The organism is Streptomyces sp. NPDC102451 (assembly GCF_044765485.1).
Taxonomy (GTDB): Bacteria; Actinomycetota; Actinomycetes; order Streptomycetales; family Streptomycetaceae; genus Streptomyces.
The window spans coordinates 491,372-512,687 of record NZ_JBIWKD010000001.1; the positions used below are offsets into that span (position 1 = coordinate 491,372).

Annotated in this window: 16 protein-coding genes; 3 read left to right on the forward strand and 13 right to left on the reverse strand. The window is 72.9% G+C overall.

The annotated features are described in order from the left end of the window. The first annotated feature begins 97 nt into the window (after window positions 1-97). Window positions 98-1,729 carry a regulator gene (locus ACIRD8_RS02380; protein WP_403985124.1) on the forward strand — a complete coding sequence of 544 codons (1,632 nt, stop codon included), beginning with the start codon at window positions 98-100 and terminating at the stop codon, window positions 1,727-1,729. A gap of 9 nt (window positions 1,730-1,738) precedes the next feature. Here the strand turns inward: ACIRD8_RS02380 and ACIRD8_RS02385 are convergent, their stop codons facing one another. The 11 genes from ACIRD8_RS02385 to ACIRD8_RS02435 form a co-directional block, all read right to left on the reverse strand. Further along, window positions 1,739-3,058 carry an NAD(P)/FAD-dependent oxidoreductase gene (locus ACIRD8_RS02385; RefSeq protein ID WP_403985126.1) on the reverse strand — a complete coding sequence of 440 codons (1,320 nt, stop codon included), beginning with the start codon at window positions 3,056-3,058 and terminating at the stop codon, window positions 1,739-1,741. Window positions 3,059-3,241: 183 nt separating this feature from the next. Beyond that, window positions 3,242-4,141, reverse strand: a complete 900-nt coding sequence (locus ACIRD8_RS02390) for a TIGR01777 family oxidoreductase (protein ID WP_403985127.1) — start codon at window positions 4,139-4,141, stop codon at window positions 3,242-3,244. 103 nt (window positions 4,142-4,244) lie between these two features. After that, window positions 4,245-4,766 carry a DUF4240 domain-containing protein gene (locus ACIRD8_RS02395; protein WP_403985631.1) on the reverse strand — a complete coding sequence of 174 codons (522 nt, stop codon included), beginning with the start codon at window positions 4,764-4,766 and terminating at the stop codon, window positions 4,245-4,247. A gap of 83 nt (window positions 4,767-4,849) precedes the next feature. Next, window positions 4,850-5,818, reverse strand: coding sequence for a helix-turn-helix transcriptional regulator (locus ACIRD8_RS02400; RefSeq protein WP_403985129.1), 969 nt, complete (start codon window positions 5,816-5,818; stop codon window positions 4,850-4,852). Between the two features lie 70 nt (window positions 5,819-5,888). Then, entirely contained in the window at window positions 5,889-7,547 is a 1,659-nt protein-coding gene (locus ACIRD8_RS02405; RefSeq protein WP_403985131.1) for a glycosyltransferase, read from the reverse strand. A 343-nt stretch (window positions 7,548-7,890) separates the two neighbouring features. After that, on the reverse strand, window positions 7,891-10,560 hold the full coding sequence (gene aceE / locus ACIRD8_RS02410) for a pyruvate dehydrogenase (acetyl-transferring), homodimeric type (RefSeq protein WP_403985133.1): 2,670 nt from the start codon (window positions 10,558-10,560) through the stop codon (window positions 7,891-7,893). 265 nt (window positions 10,561-10,825) lie between these two features. Then, window positions 10,826-11,449, reverse strand: a complete 624-nt coding sequence (locus ACIRD8_RS02415; protein WP_403985135.1) for a GntR family transcriptional regulator — start codon at window positions 11,447-11,449, stop codon at window positions 10,826-10,828. Between the two features lie 159 nt (window positions 11,450-11,608). Continuing rightward, window positions 11,609-13,384, reverse strand: coding sequence for a 2-oxoglutarate dehydrogenase, E2 component, dihydrolipoamide succinyltransferase (gene sucB / locus ACIRD8_RS02420; RefSeq protein WP_403985137.1), 1,776 nt, complete (start codon window positions 13,382-13,384; stop codon window positions 11,609-11,611). A 55-nt stretch (window positions 13,385-13,439) separates the two neighbouring features. Beyond that, the gene (gene lpdA / locus ACIRD8_RS02425; protein WP_403985139.1) at window positions 13,440-14,828 is read right to left on the reverse strand and encodes a dihydrolipoyl dehydrogenase; all 1,389 of its coding nucleotides are present in this window, start codon (window positions 14,826-14,828) and stop codon (window positions 13,440-13,442) included. Window positions 14,829-15,171: 343 nt separating this feature from the next. Further along, window positions 15,172-16,719: a leucyl aminopeptidase gene (locus ACIRD8_RS02430; protein WP_403985141.1), complete on the reverse strand. Its 1,548-nt coding sequence runs from the start codon at window positions 16,717-16,719 to the stop codon at window positions 15,172-15,174. 177 nt (window positions 16,720-16,896) lie between these two features. Further along, a complete protein-coding gene (locus ACIRD8_RS02435; RefSeq protein ID WP_403985143.1) occupies window positions 16,897-17,679 on the reverse strand; it encodes an adenosylcobinamide-GDP ribazoletransferase in 783 nt (260 codons plus the stop codon). A gap of 88 nt (window positions 17,680-17,767) precedes the next feature. Between ACIRD8_RS02435 and ACIRD8_RS02440 the strand changes: the two genes are divergently transcribed. Further along, a complete protein-coding gene (locus ACIRD8_RS02440) occupies window positions 17,768-18,541 on the forward strand; it encodes a hypothetical protein (RefSeq protein ID WP_403985145.1) in 774 nt (257 codons plus the stop codon). 39 nt (window positions 18,542-18,580) lie between these two features. On the opposite strand, the gene cobT is transcribed toward ACIRD8_RS02440, so the two are convergent. Continuing rightward, window positions 18,581-19,690 carry a nicotinate-nucleotide--dimethylbenzimidazole phosphoribosyltransferase gene (gene cobT / locus ACIRD8_RS02445; protein ID WP_403985147.1) on the reverse strand — a complete coding sequence of 370 codons (1,110 nt, stop codon included), beginning with the start codon at window positions 19,688-19,690 and terminating at the stop codon, window positions 18,581-18,583. A 112-nt stretch (window positions 19,691-19,802) separates the two neighbouring features. Next, window positions 19,803-21,005, reverse strand: a complete 1,203-nt coding sequence (locus ACIRD8_RS02450; protein ID WP_403985149.1) for a bifunctional adenosylcobinamide kinase/adenosylcobinamide-phosphate guanylyltransferase — start codon at window positions 21,003-21,005, stop codon at window positions 19,803-19,805. Window positions 21,006-21,091: 86 nt separating this feature from the next. On the opposite strand from ACIRD8_RS02450, the gene ACIRD8_RS02455 reads away from it, so the two are divergent. Next, on the forward strand, window positions 21,092-21,295 hold the full coding sequence (locus tag ACIRD8_RS02455) for a hypothetical protein (RefSeq protein ID WP_099176312.1): 204 nt from the start codon (window positions 21,092-21,094) through the stop codon (window positions 21,293-21,295). The last annotated feature ends 21 nt before the right edge of the window (window positions 21,296-21,316 follow it).

Genomic DNA, 21,316 nt, shown 5'->3' on the forward strand with positions numbered 1-21,316 from the left:
TTCGCGCCGTTCCATGACGGGCTCGCCCGCTCCCAAAACGTGGGGGAGCCCGTAAGGGCTGCCCGCCCGGCGCCGAAGGCAGGAGACCTTACAGCTGATGTCGGAACGACCTCCGCAGCGCACCCCGAACAGGCGGCTCGCTGCCCTCATCGCGGAGGCCGGGTTCTCCCATGCGGGCCTGGCCCGCCGGGTGGACCAGCTCGGCCTCGAACACGGGCTCGACCTGCGATACGACAAGACCTCGGTGACCCGCTGGCTGCGCGGCCAGCAGCCCCGGGGCACCACCCCCGCGCTGATCGCCGAGGTCTTCACGAGACGGCTCGGGCGCCGGCTCTCCGCACAGGACCTGGGCCTGGACGCGTGTGCGCCCGTCTACGCGGGCCTGGAGTTCGCGGCCACGCCCGCCGAGGCCGTCGACATCGTCAGCGGGCTGTGGCGCAAGGACTCCGGCAGCCATGCGGAGCTGCGCAAGATCGCCTTCACGCCCGCCGGACTGGTCGTGCCCAGCAGGGACTGGCTGATCGGCCGGGCCGACGAATGGGTCGGCCGCGGCGAGCCGCAGGACCGTGCGAACGGCTCCGCCGGCCTGCCCGCCCCCCGTACGCCCGCCGAGGGCCACGGGGCCCGGGCGCCGCACGGGCTCCAGCAGTCGTCCGGCGGAGCCGGCACCCTGCAGGCCCCCGGGGCCCCCGGCGCGGCGCACGGGGCGGGCCCCGGCGGCGTACGGCACGGCTCCACCCGCGGGCCCGCCCCCTCCCGCCCGTCCGCTCCCGCGCCGCCGCTCCTCGGCGTCCCGCGCCAGCGGCAGACCGACCGCGGCACCGGCCAGCGGGTCGGCAGCGGTGACGTCGCCGCCCTGCGCTCGGTGGGCGAGCTCTTCCGCACGCTGGACAACGCCTACGGCGGCGGGCACGCCAGGCAGGCGCTCGTCCGGTACCTGGAGCACGAGGCCGAGCCGATGCTCCGCGGGAGCTACGGCGAGACGATGGGCCGCCGGCTGTTCTCGGCCGCGGCCGATCTGACCCGGCTCGCGGGATGGACCTCGTACGACATCGCGGCGCACGGTCTCGCCCAGCGCTACTTCGTCCAGGCGCTGCGGCTCGCCCAGGCCGCCGGGGACCGGGCGTACGGCGCCTTCGTCCTGATCACGATGAGCCGGCAGGCGGTCTACCTCGGGCACGGCAGGGAAGCCGTCCAGCTCGCCCGCGTCGCCCAGCAGGGCATCGGCTCCTCGGCACCGCCCGTCGTCATGGCCCTGATGCACTCGGTGGAGGCCCGCGGACACGGCGTCCTCGGGGAGAACCGGCAGTGCGTCGCCGCACTGGTGCGGGCGGAACGCGCGCTGGGGATCTCCCGGCCGGGGGACGACGTGCCGTACTGGGCCCGCTACTTCGACGAGGCCCAGCTCGCCGACGAGTTCGGCCACTGCCACCGCGATCTCCAGCAGTACCGCGTCGCCGCCCAGCACGCCGAGCGGTCGCTCCAGCTGCGTGCGCCGGCGTACGCCCGGAGCAGGCTGTTCTGCCGGGTGGTGCTCGCCTCCGCGCGGCTCGGCCTCGGCGAGCTGGACCAGGCCTGCCTGCTGGGCGCCGAGGCGGCCCAGCAGGCGGCGGAGATGCGGTCGGTGCGCGCGACGGAGTACGTACGGGACTTCGAGCGCCGCCTGGAGCCGTACCGCGACGCCGTCGCCGTACGCGGATACCGCGACCGGGTCGCCGCGCTGGGCTGAACGACGGGCTCAGGCGGCGGCCGGCAGCTCCGTTCCGTCGCCCTGCCGCACGCGCACCCCCAGGTCCGTGAGGATCGCCGAGGCGGCGCGCCTGCCGGAGCGCAGTGCGCCCTGGACCGTGCTGGTGTCGCGGTGGTCACCGCAGACGTACAGCCCGGCGAGCAGCCGGACCGGCCGGCGCGGATCGTGCGGCGGTGGCATGGCGGGGACCGCCTCCGGGTCGTGACGGGAGGCCAGCAGCTCCCAGCCGTCGGTGGGCGTGCCGTACAGCCGGGCCAGATGGGCGCGCACCTCGCCGTCCAGGTCCTGTGGCGGGGGGCCGAGCACCGTGGAGGTGATCAGGGTCCGGCCGCGGGGGGCACGCGAGGGGTCGACCTCGCTCATCACGACGGTGTGCGCGACCGGACCCGAACGGTCCGCGTCCAGCAGCAGACACCCTCCGGTCCGCGGTGCGGGCGCCTCCCCGGTGGTGTGGTGCAGCACGGTCACCGGATGGAACGCGGGCATCCGCAGACCGGGCAGCAGCTCGGCGGCGGCCCCCGCACCGGTGGCCAGCAGCAGCGACCGGCAGCTGAGCTCGCCGTGCTCCTTGGTGCGTACGGAGGTGATGTCGGCTCCCGTCACATGCACCCCGGTGCGTACGGTCCCGGGCGGCAGAGCGGCCGCCAGCAGCTCGGGCAGCGTCGCGGAGCCGCCCGAGGGCACGCACAGCCGGCCGCGCGCGTAGTCCCGGAGGGTGAGGTCGGCCATGCGGCTGGACGTGGCCGGCCCGGGATCGCCGAGCAGCGCCGAGAGCAGGGGGCGCAGGAAGCCGCCGACCGTACGGGGCGGCAGACCGCGCGCCGACAGCGCGTCGAGTGCGGCCCTGTCCGGCCTCGCCAGGATCCGGGAGTCCGGAGTGGTGGCGAGACGGGCCAGCCAGGCACCGAGCCTGGCCTGTTCGATCGCCCCGCCCAGGGGCGCGCGAGGGGCGCTCGACCGGGAGCGCACGGCACGGAGTGCGCCCCGCGCGCTCCGTACGTCCCCGGCGCGGTACTGCCGCCCCCCACTGTGGACGAGCACCCCGGGGGCGAAGTCCCGCAGGACCAGCCCTTCGAGCCCCGGTGTGCGGCTCAGCTCCGGATACGCGGAGCTGAGCAGCGGGCCCAGATGGTCGAGCCGGAACCCGTCCACGTCATGGGTGGCCATCCGGCCGCCCACCTGCGCGGCCGCTTCCAGAACGCTGACGCCCACTCCCGCGCTGATCAGCTGGTGGGCCGCCGACAGGCCGGCGATCCCGGCCCCGATGATGACCACATCCGCGTGGTCTGCTGTGTGTGCCCCGATCACGTGCCCCTCCCCGAGTCGGTGCGACTGGTGGGGGGCTATTGCCCCCAACAGGCCCCCGGAATGCCCGAGTTCGGGATGAGGCTAGGTGTATGGCCGAGAGCGGCGCAGTCGCGCGCACCCCGGGCACCGGTGCACGGGGTCGCACGGCGGCCCGTGCGGGGCCGGGGGAGCGCCGGGCCGTGGTCAGCGCAGCGCGGCGCGGATGGCGTCGTCGACGCCCGGGAAGGCGAAGGCGAAGCCCGAGTCGAGAAGTTGGCCGGGCAGCACCCGCTGACTGGCCAGGACGTCCCCGGCGAACTCACCCAGCGCCGCCTTCAGCGCGGGCGCCGGGGCGGTGAACAGGGTCGGACGCCGCAGCACCCGCCCCATGGCGGCCGTCACCTCGCCGTTGGTGACGGGGGAGGGGCTTGTCAGGTTGACCGGCCCGGACAGCGTCTCCGTGTCGAGGATGTGTCGCAGGGCCGCGATGTGGTCGTGCAGCGCGATGAAGCTCCAGTACTGCCGGCCGTCCCCCATCCGCCCGCCTAGCCCCGCCTTGAACAGCGGGAAGAGCCGCCCCCAGGCGCCGCCCCGGCGGGAGACGACCAGACCCGTCCGCGCGTGGACCGTCCGGACGCCCGCCTCCTCGGCGGGGGCCGTGGCCTCCTCCCAGTCCACGCACACGGACGGCAGGAAGCCCTCGCCGGGCGGCGCGCTCTCGTCGACGGCACGGTCGCCGGTGTCGCCGTAGAAGCCGATGGCGGACCCGGACAGCAGCACCTTCGGCGGGGTGTCCAGGGAGGCCACCGCCTCGGCGACGGCCGCCGTGCCCAGCACCCGGCTGTCACGGATCTCCCGCTTGTACGCCTCGGTCCACCGGTGGTCGCCGACCCCCGCCCCGGCGAGGTGGACGACCGCGTCGCAGCCGACCAGGCCCGCCGCATCGACGTACTGGCGCTTCGGGTCCCACTCCACCTCGTCACCGGTGGCGGCCGGGCGGCGCACCAGGCGCACCACCTCGTGCCCGTCGGCCCGGAGCGAGCGCACGAGCGCCGCCCCGATGAGTCCGGTCGATCCGGTGACGGCGATGCGTGAGCGCGGCATGACGTCCATCCTGCCCCATGAGCAGCCGGCGACACGGACGACGAGGCCCTGACGGGCCGTCGGCCGGCGGCCCGTCAGGGCCTCGTCGGCGCCCGCCCCGGGCTCAGGCCGGCCCGAAGCGTTCCCAGAGCGCGGGATAGCGCTCGGCCAGCGCCGCGTCGTCGTCGAAGCCGAAGGGCGTGCCCGCCGGTTCAGGTGTCTGCGGGGGCAGTCCCAGGTCCGGGGCGACCACTCCGGTCAGCTGCTCGTACGCCTCGTCGGCGGCGTAGCCGAGGTCCTCGCCGTCCCCGTCGAGCTCCTCGTCGAAGTCGTCCAGCAGTTCGGCCAGGCTGTCCGGGTCGTGCATCGCGCCCTCGAAGACCTCCCGGCCCTGCGCGATCAGCCAGCAGCGGAAGTAGTCGAACGCGTCGTCGCTCGCCCCGCCGAGCAGGACCGCCGCGGCGCCCCACAGGTCCCAGTGGTACGCCCGGTTGTAGCGGGCCTCGAAGTGCCTGGCGAAGTCCAGCACGGAGTCGGGATCGAGCCGTACCAGCCGTTCGACGAGCAGGTCGGCGTGCTCCTCGGGGTCGCCATCGGCGGCCTCGCGGGTGCTGTCGATGATCTCCCAGAACTCCGTTTCGTCCATCACGGGTCCAGCATCTGCCCCGAGGGCGGGCGACGCACGCCCAGACACCGAATTGAAGCCTTCGACGTCACTTCCGGGCCACTTCAGCGATAGAGGTCGCGCAGTCGTTCGGCGGTATCGGCAAAGCGTTCGCGCAGGGCGGCGGGGGCCAGGACCTCCACCTCTGGCCCGAGGACCAGCAACTGCTCGTACGCCACCTCGGCGGACTCGACCGGCAGGACGACCGTGCGCCGGCCGTCCGCGTCCGGCGCGGTGTCCCCGGCCAGCGCCTCGGCGGCGGCCGCCCGGTCCACGGCCTGCGGAAGCCGCCGTACACCCTCCCGCGACAGACGTACGGTCACCTCGGTACGCAGGATCGACCGGGCGAACTGCGCGGCCCGCTCCGCCCAGAAGCGTGGCAGGTCGAAGTCCTCGTCCCGTGCGAAGCGGGTCTCCGACACGTCGACGGCGGCGAACCGGTCGATGCGGTACACCCGGAAGTCGTCCCCGGCCCGGGCACAGAGGTACCAGACCCCGGCCTTCAGGACGAGGCCGTACGGGGCGAGTTCGCGCTCCACCTCGTCCGAGGGGCGGCGGCGGTAGCGCGCCCGGACCAGCCGGTCGTCCCGGACGGCCTCCGCGACGGCGGGCAGCAGCTCGGGGGTGGCCGGATCCTGGTACCAGCCGGGGGCGTCCAGATGGAAGCGCTGCGCGGCGCTGCGCGAGGCGTCCCGGAGCGAGGGGAGCAGGGCGGCCGAGACCTTCAGCCGGGCCGCCGAGGCGGCGTCCTCGAGCCCCATCTCGCGCAGGGCCGAGGGCAGCCCGGACAGGAACAGCGCCTCGGCCTCATCGCGGGCCAGCCCGGTGAGCCGCGTCCGGTAGCCACCCACGAGCCGGTAGCCGCCGGCCCGGCCGCGGTCGGCGTACACGGGCACACCCGCCTCGGAGAGCGCCTGGGCGTCCCGGGTCACGGTGCGCTCCGACACCTCCAGCTCCTCCGCCAGCTGGGAGGCGGTCATGGAGGGCCGGGACTGCAGGAGCAGCACCATCTTGATCAGCCGGGCAGCACGCATGCGGCCATTGTGCGTCCCCGTGCCGCACCTCCGCGGGCGGTCCCCGGAGGTGCGGCACGGGGACGGGGGCTCAGCGCGGCGGCACCTTCGCACGCAGACTGCGCCAGGTCCGCCCGAGCGGGCGGCGGGCCGGCGCCGGGATGTGCACGGTCCACCTGCGCGACGGGAGGGCGTCCATGCGGTGGTAGAACTCGTCCATGTCGACGGCGAGTGTGCCCCCCGCGGTCCAGTAGGGGACGACGCCGACGGCGTCCGGCCCGACCCGGGTGGCTCCGGCCGCCGTCAGCTCGCTGCGCCGGTCCCCTTCGATCCGGACGCTCCTGCCCACCCCGAGGAGCTGTACCGAGCCCCGCACGTCGTAGATCCCGCGCTGGAGCGCGCCGCCGCCGGCCGCCGTGAGCGGATCGATCTCCAGACTGCCCCGGACGACCAGCCGGCTCCGTCCCGGGCCCGCGGGGACGACCATGGGCCTGAGATCGCAGGTGGGGAACCAGCCCATCGGCCGCTTGCGGTCCTTCAGGAGCACGCGTGCGTTCGCCGCCCGCAGGGGGTCGCCGATCTCCCACTCCGTGACCGCCGGGTTGCCCTCCAGCAGCCGGGGGTCGAGCAGCAGGCGCCCGTCGCGCTCCAGCATGATCACCGGTGTGCCGTCGGCATGCGTCATGGCCATCTGGAGGGGTGCGGTCAGCCTGCCGTCCCGCCAGCGCAGCCGGCCCAGCTCGGCCCGTGCCCGCAGCGTGCGGGTGCGCTCGGCCAGTGCGCGCAGACCGTCCAGGCGGCCGTCCTCCAGGAGCGTCGCGCGCAGCCGCTGCACCGCGGGGAGCCCTTCGCGTACGCCGGGGGAGAACTCGTCCGCGACGAGCCGGCGGACCGTCTCGAAACGGGAACGGACGTCGAGGGTGGAGCTGAGCACCCGGGGCTCGCTCACCTGGTGGAGTATCTCCACCCGGTAGGTGCGGCGGAGCAGCGCGTCGCGCTCGGCCCCCGGCTCCGTGCCGTCCTTCAGCGCCTGGACGACCTGGCGGAGATTGCCGAAGTAGCCCTTGACGTCGATCGGCGCGCTGCTGTTGTTGCCCTTGTCCTCGCGGCGCATCCAGTAGTAGCAGGGGTAGTCGGCCAGCACGGAGACCCGGTCGGTGGCGACGTAGGCGCGGGCCATGAACAGCTGGTCCTCCAGCCGGCACCTGCCCTCCGGGAAGGTGATGCCGTTCTCCAGGAGGAACGACCGCCGGAACATCTTGTGCGGGGTGAGCGAGTCCATCAGCCCGTGGTCGCGCACCGAGCAGCGGTCGATGGTGCGGGCGAACACGGTGCTCGGCGCCTGCATCGTGCCGGCGACCTTGCCCAGCACGATGTCCGACCGGTTCTTCGTGCCCAGGGCGCACAGCCGCTCCAGGGCCTCCTCGCCCAGTTCGTCGTCCTGGTCCACGAACTGGACGAACTCCCCCCTGCTGCTCGCCACCCCCACGTTGCGCGGCTTGCCGGGCCAGCCCGAGTTCTCCTGGTGGATCACGCGGACGTGCGGGTGGGCGGCGGCCAGCCGGTCCAGGCGCTCCGCGGAGTCATCCGTCGATCCGTCGTCGACGTACACGACTTCGTACCGGTCGGGACCGATGCTCTGCCGGAGCAGGGACGGAGCGCACGCCTCTATGTAGTGGGACGCGTTGTAGATCGGTACGACGATCGTGGCCCGCAACGTGTGCGGCGGGAACTTCTCGGCAGTGGTCATGCTGCGCCCCCTCAAGGCCGTGCCGGGGGGTAGTGGGGGATACCCGCCCCATCGCACGTAACGGTATTCGTTTGATATACCCGTATGAGCCCATAAATCGCCGCTCAAGGGACAGGTATCCACCGGCCGGTCTCCAACCGGAACGGACCCGTCACCCGAGGGCGTGGGACTCGCTCCCCTAGACCGCCGAACACGGCTGCGCGTTGCACGGATCTGTCGGTTCATCGCATCACGTTATTGATTTGTTGCGCTCCGGTTCATGCGCCCGGCTGGAGACGCCCGCAGGGCGGGCCCGGAGCGGGCCCGCCCTGCGGTGCGGAGCGAGGAGACGGCGGCCGGTCCCTCAGAGGCCGTACTGCTCCCGCGCCTCCTTGACCTTCGAGGCCGGGATCTCGCCACGGCGGGCCAGCTGGGCCAGCGCGGCGACCGTGACGGACTGCGCGTCGACACCGAAGTGGCGGCGGGCCCCGTCGCGGGTGTCGGAGAGGCCGAAGCCGTCCGTGCCCAGCGAGGACCAGTCCTGCTCCACCCACTGGCTGATGGAGTCCGGGACCGCGCGCATCCAGTCGCTGACCGCGAGGACCGGGCCCGGCGCGCCGGAGAGCGCCTGGGTCACGTAGGGCACGCGCTCCTCGCCGCGGAGCAGTGCCTCGTCGGACTCCAGCGCGTCACGGCGCAGCTCGCCCCACGAGGTGGCGGACCAGACGTCGGCCGTGACGCCCCAGTCGGCGGCCAGCAGCTCCTGGGCCTCCAGGGCCCAGTGGATCGCCGTACCGGAGGCGAGCAGCTGGAGGCGCGGCGCGTCCGCCTCGGCGGGCACGCCCTCCTTGAAGCGGTACAGGCCCTTGACGATGCCGTCCTCGACGCCTTCCGGCATCGCGGGCTGCTGCTTCGGCTCGTTGTAGACCGTCAGGTAGTAGAAGACGTTCTCGGCCTCGGGGCCGTACATCCTGCGCAGACCGTCCTTGACGATCACCGCGATCTCGTACGCGAACGCCGGGTCGTAGTTGAGCGACGCGGGGTTCGTGGACGCGATCAGGTGCGAGTGGCCGTCCGCGTGCTGGAGGCCCTCACCCGTCAGCGTCGTACGGCCGGCCGTGGCGCCGACGATGAAGCCCTTGCCGAGCTGGTCGGCGAGCTGCCACATCTGGTCGCCGGTCCGCTGCCAGCCGAACATCGAGTAGAAGATGTAGAACGGGATCATCGTCTCGCCGTGCGTCGCGTACGACGAGGCGGCGGCGATGAAGTCGGCCATGGCCCCGGCCTCGGTGATCCCCTCGTTGAGGATCTGGCCGTCCTTGGCCTCCTTGTAGTACATCAGCTGGTCGCGGTCGACCGGCTCGTACGTCTGGCCGAGCGGCGAGTAGATGCCGGCCGAGGGGAACAGCGACTCCATACCGAAGGTACGGGCCTCGTCCGGGACGATCGGAACCCAGCGCCTGCCGGTCTCCTTGTCCCGCATCAGGTCCTTCACCAGGCGGACGAACGCCATGGTGGTGGCCATCTCCTGCTTGCCGGACCCCTTGTACAGGGCCTTGAACGCGCGCTCCTCCGGCTGGGGCAGCGCCACGGCGTGCACCCGGCGGGCGGGGGCCGGACCGCCGAGGGCGGCACGGCGCTCCTGGAGGTAGCGGACCTCGGGGGAGTCGGCGCCCGGGTGGCCGTAGGGGACGAGACCGTCCTCGAAGGCGCTGTCCGGGATCGGGAGGCCGAGCAGCTCGCGCATGCCCTTGAACTCGTCGATCGACAGCTTCTTCATCTGGTGGTTGGCGTTCTTGGACTCGAAGCCCTTGCCGAGCGTGTAGCCCTTGACCGTCTGGGCCAGGATCACGGTCGGCGCGCCCTTGTGCTCCAGGGCCGCGCGGTAGGCCGCGTACACCTTGCGGGCCTCGTGGCCGCCGCGGGAGCTGTAGAAACACTCGGCGATCTTCGCGTCGCTCAGGAGTTTCGCCAGCTCGACGAGGGCGGGCTCGGTCCCGAAGAAGTGCTCGCGGATGTAGGCGACGTCGCGCGTCGCGTACGTCTGGAACTGCGCGTCCGGGACCTCGCGGAGGCGGCGGATCAGCGCGCCCGTGGTGTCCAGCTGGAACAGCTCGTCCCAGGCGTTGCCCCAGAGCGTCTTGATGACGTTCCAGCCGGCCCCGCGGAAGGCGCCCTCCAGCTCCTGGACCACGCGGAAGTTGGCGCGGACCGGGCCGTCGAGGCGCTGCAGGTTGCAGTTGATGACGAAGGTCAGGTTGTCGAGCTGCTCACGCGCCGCGAGGGCGAGGGCGGCGGTCGACTCGGGCTCGTCCATCTCGCCGTCGCCCAGGAAGGCCCAGACGTGCGAGTTCGACGTGTCCTTGATCCTGCGGTTGGTCAGATAGCGGTTGAAGCGCGCCTGGTAGATCGCCGAGAGCGGGCCGAGGCCCATCGACACCGTGGGGAACTCCCACAGCCAGGGCAGCCGCCGCGGGTGCGGGTAGGACGGCAGGCCGTCGCCACCCGACTCCTGGCGGAAGTTGTCGAGCTGCTGCTCGCCGAGGCGGCCGTCGAGGAAGGCGCGGGCGTAGATGCCGGGCGAGGCGTGGCCCTGGATGTAGAGCTGGTCGCCGGAGCCGTCACCTTCCTTGCCGCGGAAGAAGTGGTTGAAGCCGGTCTCGTACAGCCAGGCCGCCGAGGCGAACGTGGCGATGTGGCCTCCGACGCCGTACCGGGCGCCACGGGTGACCATCGCGGCCGCGTTCCAGCGGTTCCACGCGGTGATCTTCGATTCCATCTCCAGGTCGCCGTCGAACGCGGGCTCGGCGGAGGTGGGGATGGTGTTGACGTAATCGCTCTCCAGCAGCTTGGGCAGCGCGATGCCGGCGCCCTCGGCGTGCTGGAGCGAACGCCGCATCAGGTACGCGGCGCGGTGCGGGCCCGCGGCCTTGGTGACGGCGTCCAGGGAGGCCGCCCACTCGGCGGTCTCCTCGGGGTCGCGGTCCGGGAGCTGGTCGAGCTCGCTCGGAAGCTTTGCTACGGGGTCGGTCATGATCGCCGCCTTCCGGAGTGGGAGGGGGTGGAGAAGGCCCTGACTGGCAGGACAGGGCGATCGGGCCGGTGGGCCCGCGACTGAACTGTAAGTCGCCGATCGATGATCGATCAAAGGGTGAAGGGCAAAACTTCTCGATATGAAGAAAAGTGGCATGCGGTGCCGCGAAATGGGGCACGGAGTGACGGGATCAAGGGGGTGAAACGGGCACTGACCTGCACGGTAGAGCGCCCGTCCCCGCAGATGGGCGCACGGCCCCGGCCGCTCAGGCGCGCGGTGCGCACCCGAGGACGTGCTCCTTCACCAGTACGGCGATCGCCGGGTCCCGCCGCAGGAACGCCTCGATGAGGGCCTCGTGCTCCTCGGCGTACGACTTCTGCACGGTGCCCAGCCAGCGGATCGACAGGGCCGTGAACACCTCGATGCCCAGCCCCTCCCAGGTGTGCAGCAGCACCGCGTTGCCCGCGGCGCGCACCATCTCCCGGTGGAAGGCCACCGTGTGCCGCACCTGCGCCTCGCCGTCGGCCAGCCGGTCCGCCTCGTACAGCGCCGTCACGTGCGGGGTCAGCGCCGAGCAGTCCTCGGCCAGGGCCGGGGCGGCCAGCTCCGCCGCGATCTGTTCGAGCCCGGCCCGTACGGGATAGCTCTCCTCCAGGTCGGCCGCGGTCAGATTGCGGACCCTGACCCCCTTGTTGGGCGCCGACTCGATCAGCCGCAGCGTCTCCAGCTCCCTCAGCGCCTCGCGCACGGGTGTCTGGCTGACCTCCAGCTCGGTGGCGATACGGCGCTCCACGATCCGCTCACCCGGCTTCCAGCGCCCGCTGACTATCCCCTCCACGATGTGCTCGCGGATCTGTTCGCGCAGCGAGTGGACGACGGGCGGGGTCATGGGGGGCTCCTTCGGGGCGAACCGGTGGTGCGTGCACCGACACGGCTGCCGGGGGCGACCGGTGGTGTCTAGACAATACGGCGGCGCCCCCGCCCGGAAGTGTTCCGGACGGGGGCGCCGCTGGTGAGGCTGGTTACAGCTGGACCGCTGCTGTACGGCTCAGAGGCCGAGCTCGACCTCGAACTCGCCCGCCTCCAGGATCGCCTTGACCGTGGTCAGGTAACGGGCGGCGTCCGCGCCGTCCACCAGACGGTGGTCGTAGGAGAGCGAGAGGTACGTCATGTCGCGGACGCCGATGACGGTGCCCTCGGCGGTCTCGATGACCGCCGGACGCTTGACGGTGGCACCGATGCCCAGGATGGCCGCCTGGTTCGGCGGCACGATGACCGTGTCGAACAGCGCACCGCGCGAACCGGTGTTGCTGACGGTGAAGGTCGCGCCGGACATGTCGTCCGGGGTGAGGCCGCCACCGCGGGCCTTGCCGGCCAGCTCGGCGGTCTTCTTCGCGATACCGGCGATGTTCAGGTCGCCCGCACCCTTGATGACCGGGGTCATCAGACCCTTCTCGGCGTCAACGGCGATGCCGATGTTCTCCGAGTCGAAGTACGTGATGGTGCCCTCGTCCTCGTTGATCCGGGCGTTGACGACCGGGTGGGCCTTCAGCGCCTGGGCCGCCGCCTTCACGAAGAACGGCATCGGGGACAGCTTGACGCCCTCACGGGCGGCGAAGGACTCCTTCGCCTGGTTGCGCAGCTTCATCAGCTTCGTGATGTCGACCTCGAGGACCGAGGTCAGCTGGGCCTGCGAGTGCAGCGCCTTCATCATGTTGTCGCCGATGACCTTGCGCATGCGGGTCATCTTGACCGTCTGACCGCGCAGCGGCGACGCCTCGAGCTTCGGCGCGGCCTTGGCTGCCGGGGCAGCGGCGGCCGGAGCCGGAGCGGCGGCGGCCTTGGCGGCCTCCGCGGCGGCCACGACGTCCTGCTTGCGGATACGGCCACCGACGCCGGTGCCCTTGACCGCGCCCAGGTCGACGCCGTTCTCGGCGGCGAGCTTGCGGACCAGCGGCGTGACGTACGCGCCGTCGTCACCGGAAGGCGCGGCCGGAGCGGCAGCGGCCGGAGCCGGAGCAGCGGCGGCCGGTGCGGGCGCGGCCGGAGCCGGTGCCGGGGCGGCGGGCGCGGCCTGAGCAGGCGCCGGAGCCGGAGCGGCCGGAGCAGCGGGAGCCGGTGCCGGAGCGGCAGGGGCCGGTGCCGGGGCAGCGGGGGCCGGAGCAGCGGCGGGGGCCGGAGCGGCCTCTGCCGGAGCGGCGGCCGGTGCGGCGCCCGGAGCACCGATGACGGCGAGCTTGGCGCCGACCTCGGCGGTCTCGTCCTCGGCGACGACGATCTCCAGCAGCACACCGGCGACCGGGGCGGGGATCTCGGTGTCGACCTTGTCCGTGGAGACCTCGAGCAGGGGCTCGTCCTCCGCGACCTCCTCGCCGACCTCCTTCAGCCAGCGGGTGACGGTGCCCTCGGTGACGCTCTCGCCGAGCGCCGGAAGGGTGACGTCGGTGCCGGAGGCACCACCGGCCGGAGCGGCGGCGGGAGCCTCGGCGGCAGGGGCCTCCGCGGCGGGCGCCGGAGCCTCCTGGGCCGGAGCCGGAGCGGCCTCCGGCTCGGCGGCCGGAGCCTCGGCGGCGGCGGGCGCGCCCGAACCGTCGTCGATGACGGCCAGCTCGGCGCCGACCTCGACGGTCTCGTCCTCGGCGACCTTGATGGACGCGAGCACGCCGGAGGCGGGCGCGGGGATCTCGGTGTCGACCTTGTCGGTCGAGACCTCGAGCAGCGGCTCGTCGGCCTCGACGTGCTCGCCCTCGGCCTTCAGCCAGCGGGTGACGGTGCCCTCGGTGACGCTCTCGCCGAGCGCCGGAAGGGTTACGGAAACCGACATGGTTTCAGTTGCTCCTTACGAAAGTGTGAAGTGGTCGGTCGTCCCCGGGACTGGATCAGTCGTGGGAGTGGAGAGGCTTGCCGGCCAGGGCCAGGTGCGCCTCGCCCATCGCCTCGTTCTGCGTCGGGTGGGCGTGGATGAGCTGCGCGACCTCGGCCGGCAGCGCCTCCCAGTTGTAGATCAGCTGGGCTTCGCCGACCTGCTCGCCCATACGGTCACCGACCATGTGGACGCCGACCACGGCACCGTCCTTGACCTGGACGAGCTTGATCTCGCCCGCGGTCTTCAGGATCTTGCTCTTGCCGTTGCCCGCCAGGTTGTACTTGAGGGCGACCACCTTGTCCGCACCGTAGATCTCCTTGGCCTTGGCCTCGGTGATGCCGACGGAGGCGACCTCGGGGTGGCAGTACGTCACCTTCGGCACGCCGTCGTAGTCGACCGGCACGGTCTTGAGACCGGCCAGGCGCTCCGCCACCAGGATGCCCTCGGCGAAGCCGACGTGCGCCAGCTGGAGGGTCGGGACCAGGTCACCGACGGCCGAGATCGTCGGGACGTTGGTCTGCATGTACTCGTCGACGAGGACGTAGCCGCGGTCCAGCGCGACACCCGCCTCCTCGTAGCCCAGACCCTGCGAGACCGGGCCGCGGCCGATCGCGACCAGCAGCACCTCCGCCTCGAAGGTCTTGCCGTCGGCGAGGGTGACCTTCACGCCGTCCTGCGTGTACTCGGCCTTGTCGAAGAAGGTGCCGAGGTTGAACTTGATGCCGCGCTTGCGGAACGCGCGCTCAAGAAGCTTCGAGCTGTTCTCGTCCTCGACCGGGACCAGGTGCTTCAGACCCTCGACGATGGTGATGTCGCTGCCGAAGGACTTCCACGCCGAGGCGAACTCGACGCCGATGACGCCGCCGCCCAGGACGATCGCCGACTTCGGCACCCGGTCCAGCTTCAGCGCGTGGTCCGAGGAGATGATGCGGTTGCCGTCGATCTCCAGGCCCGGCAGCGACTTCGGCACGGAACCGGTCGCCAGCAGGACATGGCGGCCCTGGACGCGCTGGCCGTTGACGTCCACCGAGGTGGGCGACGAGAGACGGCCCTCACCCTCGATGTAGTGCACCTTGCGCGAGGCGATGAGACCCTGCAGACCCTTGTACAGGCCCGAGATCACGTCGTCCTTGTACTTGTGGACGGCCTCCATGTCGATGCCCTCGAAGGTGGCCTTCACGCCGAACTGCTCGGCCTCGCGGGCCTGGTCGGCGATCTCGCCGGCGTGCAGCAGCGCCTTCGTGGGGATGCAGCCGTTGTGCAGGCAGGTGCCGCCGACCTTGCCCTTCTCGATCAGTGCGACGTCCAGGCCCAGCTGAGCTCCGCGCAGGGCCGCGGCATAACCGCCGCTACCACCGCCGAGGATCACTAGGTCGAAAACGGTGCTGGCGTCGTTCGCCACGTCACGTCCTCCATGCATGTGCGCCGTACGCCGGGCCCCGTCGCTGGGGTGTGACCGGCCGGTCGGCTGGTGTTCGGCCGCTTGCGTTATTCGGCCCTGTGGTGGGGGCCCTGTCCTGCCGAGAACCCATCTTCGCACTTGTTGAGTCCGGACGGGACGCGGGCCCCTGCTCCGAGCCGGATCAAGATCCCGGCCGGATGGTTACCGATACGTACAGATTTCCGGAAATATGCCGGTCGGTTCCACCGTGAGGAACACCGACGGCCCCGGACGTATGCCCGGGGCCGTCTGCGCCGCAAGCGAACCTTGCGCGCGGGGTCCACGCGCGGTGCCGGCTCCGGACTCAGCCGAGGTCGCCGGCCGCGGTGCGCTCCGCCAGCCGCACCAGGGTGCGGACCGCGGATCCGGTGCCGCCCTTGGGCGTGTAGCCGTACGGCGCGCCCTCGTGGAAGGCCGGGCCCGCGATGTCCAGGTGCGCCCAGGCGATGCCCTCGCCGACGAACTCCTTCAGGAACAGGCCGGCCACCAGGCCGCCGCCCATCCGCTCGCCCATGTTGGCGATGTCGGCGGTCGGGGAGTCCATGCCCTTGCGCAGGTCGGCGGGGAGCGGCATCGGCCAGGAGGCCTCGCCGACCTCCTCGGCGATCTCGTGGATCGACGTACGGAAGGCGTCGTCGTTGGCCATCACACCGAAGGTGCGGTTGCCGAGCGCCAGCACCATCGCGCCGGTCAGGGTCGCCACGTCGACGATCGCGTCCGGCTTCTCCTCCGACGCGCGGGTCAGCGCGTCGGCGAGCACGAGCCGGCCCTCGGCGTCGGTGTTGAGGACCTCGACGGTCTTGCCGCTGTACATGTGCAGCACGTCACCCGGGCGGGTGGCGTTGCCCGACGGCATGTTCTCGGCGAGCGCCAGCCAGCCGGTGACGTTGACCTGGAGGCCGAGGCGGGAGGCCGCGACGACGGCGGCGAACACGGCGGCGGCACCGCTCATGTCGCACTTCATCGTCTCGTTGTGGCCGGCCGGCTTGAGCGAGATGCCGCCCGAGTCGTAGGTGATGCCCTTGCCGACCAGGGCGAGCGTCTTCTCCGCCTTGGGGTGGGTGTAGGCCAGCTTCACCAGGCGCGGGCCGTGCGTGGAGCCCTGGCCGACGCCGAGCAGACCGCCGTAGCCGCCCTTGACGAGCGCCTTCTCGTCCAGGACCTGCACCTTGATGCCGTGCTCCTTGCCGGCGGCGGTGGCCACGGCGGCGAAGGACTCGGGGTACAGGTCGTTCGGCGGGGTGTTGATCAGGTCGCGGGCCCGGTTGATCTCCTCGGTGACCGCGACGGCGCGCTCGGCGGCGGCCTTGAAGGCCTTGTCCCGCGGCTTGGTGCCGAGCAGGGCGACCTCGCCGAGCGGAAGCTTCGCCGGGCTCTTGGCGCCCTTGGGGGCGAGCTTGTCCTCGCCGCCCTGGTAGGCGGTGAAGGCGTACGCACCCAGCAGGGCGCCCTCCGCGACGGCCCCGGCGTCCTCGGCGGACTCCGTCGGCAGCGCGAAGCCGGCCTTCTTCGAGCCCTTCAGCGCACGCGCGGCGCTGCCCGCGGCCCGGCGCAGTGCCTCGGCGTCGTACGCCTCGTCCTTCGCCGGGACCTGACCGAGCCCGACCGCGATGACGACCGGGACCTTGAGGCCCGCCGGGGCGGGGAGCTTGGTCACTTCGCCCTCGGCACCGGAGGCGCCCAGGGTCTCCAGGACGGCGGCGAGCTTCCCGTCGAACGCCTTGTCCACGGCCTCGGCGCCCGGTGCGACGACCAGGCCGGACTTGGACCCAGTGCCCTTGGCGACGCCGACGACGAGTGCGTCGGCGCGCAGCGTCGCCGCACCTGAGGTGCTGAGAGTGAGAGCAGTCACGGTGGTGAAATCTCGCTTCCGTTGAGTTGTGTGCCGGTCGAGGGGGTGGGCCGACCGTGCCCAGCGCATCGTAGATCCCGCCGTGACGCGCCGGGAACGAGCCTACGCGCGCCCCTGCTTCCGGCTCACGGGGGCGGGGCCGTCCGGGGTGGGGGAGTCCTCACGGAAGGGGCGCCGTCAGCCGAGGGACAGTGCCAGCAGCGCCACCGTGGCGGCCGTCTCCTCCAGGGCGCCGAACACGTCACCGGTCACCCCGCCGAAGCGCCGCACGCAGTGACGCAGCATCACCTGCGCGGCACCGAGACCGGCCAGGGCGGCGAGGGCGTGGTGCAGGGCGGCGCCGTATCCGCCCAGCAGCGCGCCCGCCGCCGCGCAGCACAGGACCACCGCGCCGGCCACGGCCGCGGCGCCCAGGGGCGGGACGGTGCCCGCCACCGCGGCGCCGAGCCCCTCCGGCCGGGCGGGCGGGACGCCGCGCCGCGAGGCCAGCGTGAGCGCGAGCCGGGCGGTGACGGCGGCGGCGACCGTGCCGAGCGCGCCGTCCGCCCAGCCGCGGCCGTACAGCTCGAAGAGCGCCGCGGTCTGGGCCAGCAGCACGAACAGCAGGGTGATCACACCGAACGGGCCGATGTCCGACTGCTTCATGATCCGCAGCGCGTCCTCGGCCGGCTTGGCGCTGCCGAGCCCGTCGGCGGTGTCCGCGAGCCCGTCCAGGTGGAGTCCCCGGGTCAGCGCGGCCGGGAGTGCGGCGGAGGCGACCGCCGCCACCAGGGGGCCCGACCCGCCGAGCAGGAACAGCACGCCGGGCACGGCCGCGAGCAGCCCCACGACGACCCCGGCGAGCGGGGCGCACAGCATGCCGGCGCGGGCGGTGCCGCGGTCCCAGCGGGAGACGCGGACGGGGAGCGCGGTCAGGGTGCCGAAGGCGAATCGCGGGCCGTGGCTGTTCAGGGAGGTCACCGCGCGCAGGCTAGCCGGTGCGGCGGCACGCCGGATCGGGCAGAGTGACCCAAAATGCCGCAGAGGTGGGTCTCAGGGAGGAGGTGGCATGGGTCACTGGTTCCAGCAGAACATCGTCGAGCCGGGCAAACTCCCGCTGCTGCTCGCCCTGAGCGCGTTCGTGCTGACCTTCGCGATCACCCGCGTGATCACCCGGATGATCAGGGCAGGCAAGGGCCCCTTCCGCAACTTCACGCCCGGCGGGGTGCACGTCCACCACGTGGTGCCCGGCGTCGTGCTCTCGGTGGTCGGAGGCTTCGGCGCGGTCGCGAGCGGTCAACGCGGCGCGGCCGCCGGGATCTTCGCGGTCGTCTTCGCGGTGGGCGCCGGCCTGGTCCTCGACGAGTTCGCCCTCATCCTGCACCTCGACGACGTGTACTGGACCGAGGAGGGCCGGCAGAGCGTGGAGGTGGTCGTCCTCACCGCCTCGCTCGTCCTGCTCGTGCTCGCCGGGTTCTCGCCGCTCGGTGTGGACGAACTGAGTGATGATCAGCAGCAGAACAGGCTGGGCGTCGTCCTGACCTACCTCGTCAACTTCGGCTTCGTGCTGATCGCCCTGTTCAAGGGCAAGGCCCGGATGGCGGTGATCGGCACCCTCATCCCGTTCATCGCGCTGATCGGCGCACTCCGGCTGGCCCGGCCCGCCTCGCTGTGGGCGAAGCGCTTCTACCGCCGGCGCCACCGGGCCCGCGCCAGGGCGGTGCTGAGGGCGTATCACCACGATGTGCGCTGGGCGGGCCCGCGCCGCAGGTTCCAGGACCTGATCGGCGGGGCCCCGGACAGGACCCCGCTGCCGGGCCCCCGCCCCGGCGGCGGAACCTGAGGCCCCGCCACCGTGCCGCCCGCGAAGGGGCGGCGGCGCTCAGGCGGTCGTGTCCGCGGGCTCCGTGGCCCCGGACTGCTCTTCCGCTTCCTCTTCCGCTTCCGGTTCTTCCGGCGCGCGCTCGGGCAGCTCCGCCGCCAGCGCCGCCGCGGCCTGGACGAGCGGCAGCGCCAGCAGCGCCCCGCTTCCCCCGCCCACCGTCACCCCGTGGTCCAGCAGCGGGGTAAGCGCCATCCGGTCCAGCGCCTTCAGCTGGGCGGGCTCCCCGCTGAGCTGCCCCGCCAGCCACCAGTCCGGGGCCCGGAAGGCCGCCCGCTGCGCCACCAGCGCACAGGCCGCCGAGACCACTCCGTCCAGCACCACGGGCATCCGGCGCACCGCGCTCTGCAGCAGGAATCCCGTCATGGCCGCCAGATCCGCGCCGCCCACGGCCGCCAGCAGCTCCAGCTGGTCACCGAGGACCGGCCGGGCCCGCCGCAGCGCGTCCCGGATCGCGGCGCACTTGCGCATCCAGGCCAGGTCGTCGATGCCCGCGCCGCCGCGCCCGGTCACCACCGAGGCGTCCGTACCGCAGAGGGCGGCGATCAGCGTCGAGGCCGCCGTCGTACCGCCGACACTCAGGTCACCCAGCACCACCAGGTCCGTGCCGGAGTCGGCCTCCTCGTCGGCGACGCGCATCCCGAGGCGTACGGCCTGCTCGGCCTCCTCGGCGGTCAGCGCGTCCTCCACGTCGATCCGGCCGCTGCCGCGCCGCACCCGGTGGCGTACGACGGCCTCGGGCAGCAGCTCCGGATCACAGTCCAGACCGGCGTCCACGATCCGTACGGGCACGGAGAAGCGCCGGGCCAGCACGGCGACGGGGCTCGCACCGTCCAGCACCGCCCGGACCAGCTCGTGCGCGGTCCCCGCCGCCCGGCCGGAGACCTCCAGCTCGGCCACCCCGTGATCACCGGCGAACAGCACGACGCGCGGCTGCTCGACCGCCTTGACGGGCACCGACTGCTGGGCGGCCGACAGCCATTCCCCCAGCTCGTCGAGGCGGCCGAGGGCGCCGACGGGAACGGTGAGCCGCTCCCGGCGTTCCTCGGCAGCACGCCGTACGCCCCCGTCGGGGCGTTCGATCAGGTCGGAGAAGTCGTCCAGATTCACGGGGGTCTGCCTCGCGGGTCGTCGCTAGGTGGGCCGGAACCCGCCGGGGGGCTCCTGTGCGGAACAGTACCCGGGCCCCACTCCCGCACCCCCGGCCCCGCACCCGCCCCGGTCAGCCCCGCAGCACCAGGGCCCGCCCCGCCACCACCAGCAGCACCTGCTCGCACTCGGCGGCGAAAGCGGCGTTCAGCCGGCCCAGTTCGTCCCGGAAGCGCCGCCCCGAGGCCGTCGCCGGGACCACGCCCGAGCCGGCCTCGTTGGTCACGGCGACGACCGTACGACGCGTCCCGCGCACCGCGCGGACCAATTCCGCGACCCGCTCGCGCAGCTTCTCCTCCCCGCCGTCCGCCCACCGGCCGTCGTCCCAGGCCTCGACCCGGTCCATCGCGTCCGTCAGCCACAGCGACAGACAGTCGATCAGCAGCGGCGGGCCATCCTCCTCCAGCAGCCCCACCAGCTCGCAGGTCTCCTCGGTGCGCCACGCGGCGGGCCTGCGCTCCCGGTGCAGCCCGATCCGGGCCTCCCACTCCGAATCCCCCGAGCGGCGTCCGCCCGTCGCCACGTACACCACCTCGGGGAAGGTCTCCAGGCGCTGTTCGGCCTCCACCGACTTCCCCGACCTGGCCCCGCCCGTGACCAGCGTGCGCCGGGGCACCTCGGGTGTCGCGTGGTAGGCGCCCACCGGAAGCGTCGTCCCGTCCGGCACGGCCCGTGCCCCGCCGGCCGCGAGCCGGCGGTCCAGCTCGGGTCCGGGCGGCGCGTCGTGGTCCAGATGGACGGCGATCACCTCGGTGGCGGGCCCGACGGCCCGGACGGCCCGCAGCCTGGCCACGGCGTCCGGCCGTCCGGTCACATCGCACACGACCATGTCGTACGGCTCCGCCACCGGGTCGGCCAGACCGGCGGGGGAGGCCCCGGGCGGCAGATAGAGCAGCCGCTCACCCTCCGGCGCCGTCACCTCGTAACCGGTGCCCGGGGAGTCCATCGCCATGGCCCGGATCCGGTGCCCGCTGATCAGCGTCAGCTCCTGGCCGTCCGGGACACGCCCCGCCGGCGGGAGTGAGGCCGGCAGCTCCACGGCGGGCCCGTCATGAGGGTGGGTCAGCAGCACCTGCCGTACGCCGGCGAGCGAGTGTCCCGCACGGGCGGCGGCGAACACGGCGCCCGGGGTGAGGTCCAGCAGCAGCGCGTCGTCCACGAGCAGCGCGGTCGCGGCGCGTGCCCCGGTGCCGCGGGAGGACGCGCAGACGGCGCAGGGGCAGTCGGGCCGCGGCAGCCCGTCGGGGGCTCCGGTGCCGAGCAGTGTCAGTTCCACGTGTCGATCCTCCCGTGTCCATGAACCACCTGCGCGCCCGGGACACCCACTAGTCTTCGGGGAGCAACGTGACCCAGGAGGCGGACATGGCGTGGACGTGGCGGTTCGAGAAGTCCGACGGTACGGAGACGGAGCCGGCGCTGCAGCCGGAGGAGTTCACGACTCAGGGCGACGCGGAGTCCTGGATCGGTGAGTTCTGGAAGGAGCTCCTCGAAGGCGGCGCGGACCAGGTGACGCTCTTCGAGGACGCGACGAAGATCTACGGCCCGATGAGCCTCCAGGCCGACTGAGGCCCGCAGGCCCGCCCGGGC

Excerpts from the sequence above, each read along its gene's own strand:
- ACIRD8_RS02380 (WP_403985124.1), top strand. The coding sequence starts at position 98 with ATGTCGGAACGACCTCCGCAGCGCACCCCGAACAGGCGGCTCGCTGCC.
- ACIRD8_RS02390 (WP_403985127.1), bottom strand. The coding sequence starts at position 4,141 with ATGCCGCGCTCACGCATCGCCGTCACCGGATCGACCGGACTCATCGGG.
- ACIRD8_RS02395 (WP_403985631.1), bottom strand. The coding sequence starts at position 4,766 with ATGGACGAAACGGAGTTCTGGGAGATCATCGACAGCACCCGCGAGGCC.
- ACIRD8_RS02400 (WP_403985129.1), bottom strand. The coding sequence starts at position 5,818 with ATGCGTGCTGCCCGGCTGATCAAGATGGTGCTGCTCCTGCAGTCCCGG.
- ACIRD8_RS02405 (WP_403985131.1), bottom strand. The coding sequence starts at position 7,547 with ATGACCACTGCCGAGAAGTTCCCGCCGCACACGTTGCGGGCCACGATC.
- aceE (WP_403985133.1), bottom strand. The coding sequence starts at position 10,560 with ATGACCGACCCCGTAGCAAAGCTTCCGAGCGAGCTCGACCAGCTCCCG.
- ACIRD8_RS02415 (WP_403985135.1), bottom strand. The coding sequence starts at position 11,449 with ATGACCCCGCCCGTCGTCCACTCGCTGCGCGAACAGATCCGCGAGCAC.
- sucB (WP_403985137.1), bottom strand. The coding sequence starts at position 13,384 with ATGTCGGTTTCCGTAACCCTTCCGGCGCTCGGCGAGAGCGTCACCGAG.
- ACIRD8_RS02440 (WP_403985145.1), top strand. The coding sequence starts at position 17,768 with ATGGGTCACTGGTTCCAGCAGAACATCGTCGAGCCGGGCAAACTCCCG.
- ACIRD8_RS02455 (WP_099176312.1), top strand. The coding sequence starts at position 21,092 with ATGGCGTGGACGTGGCGGTTCGAGAAGTCCGACGGTACGGAGACGGAG.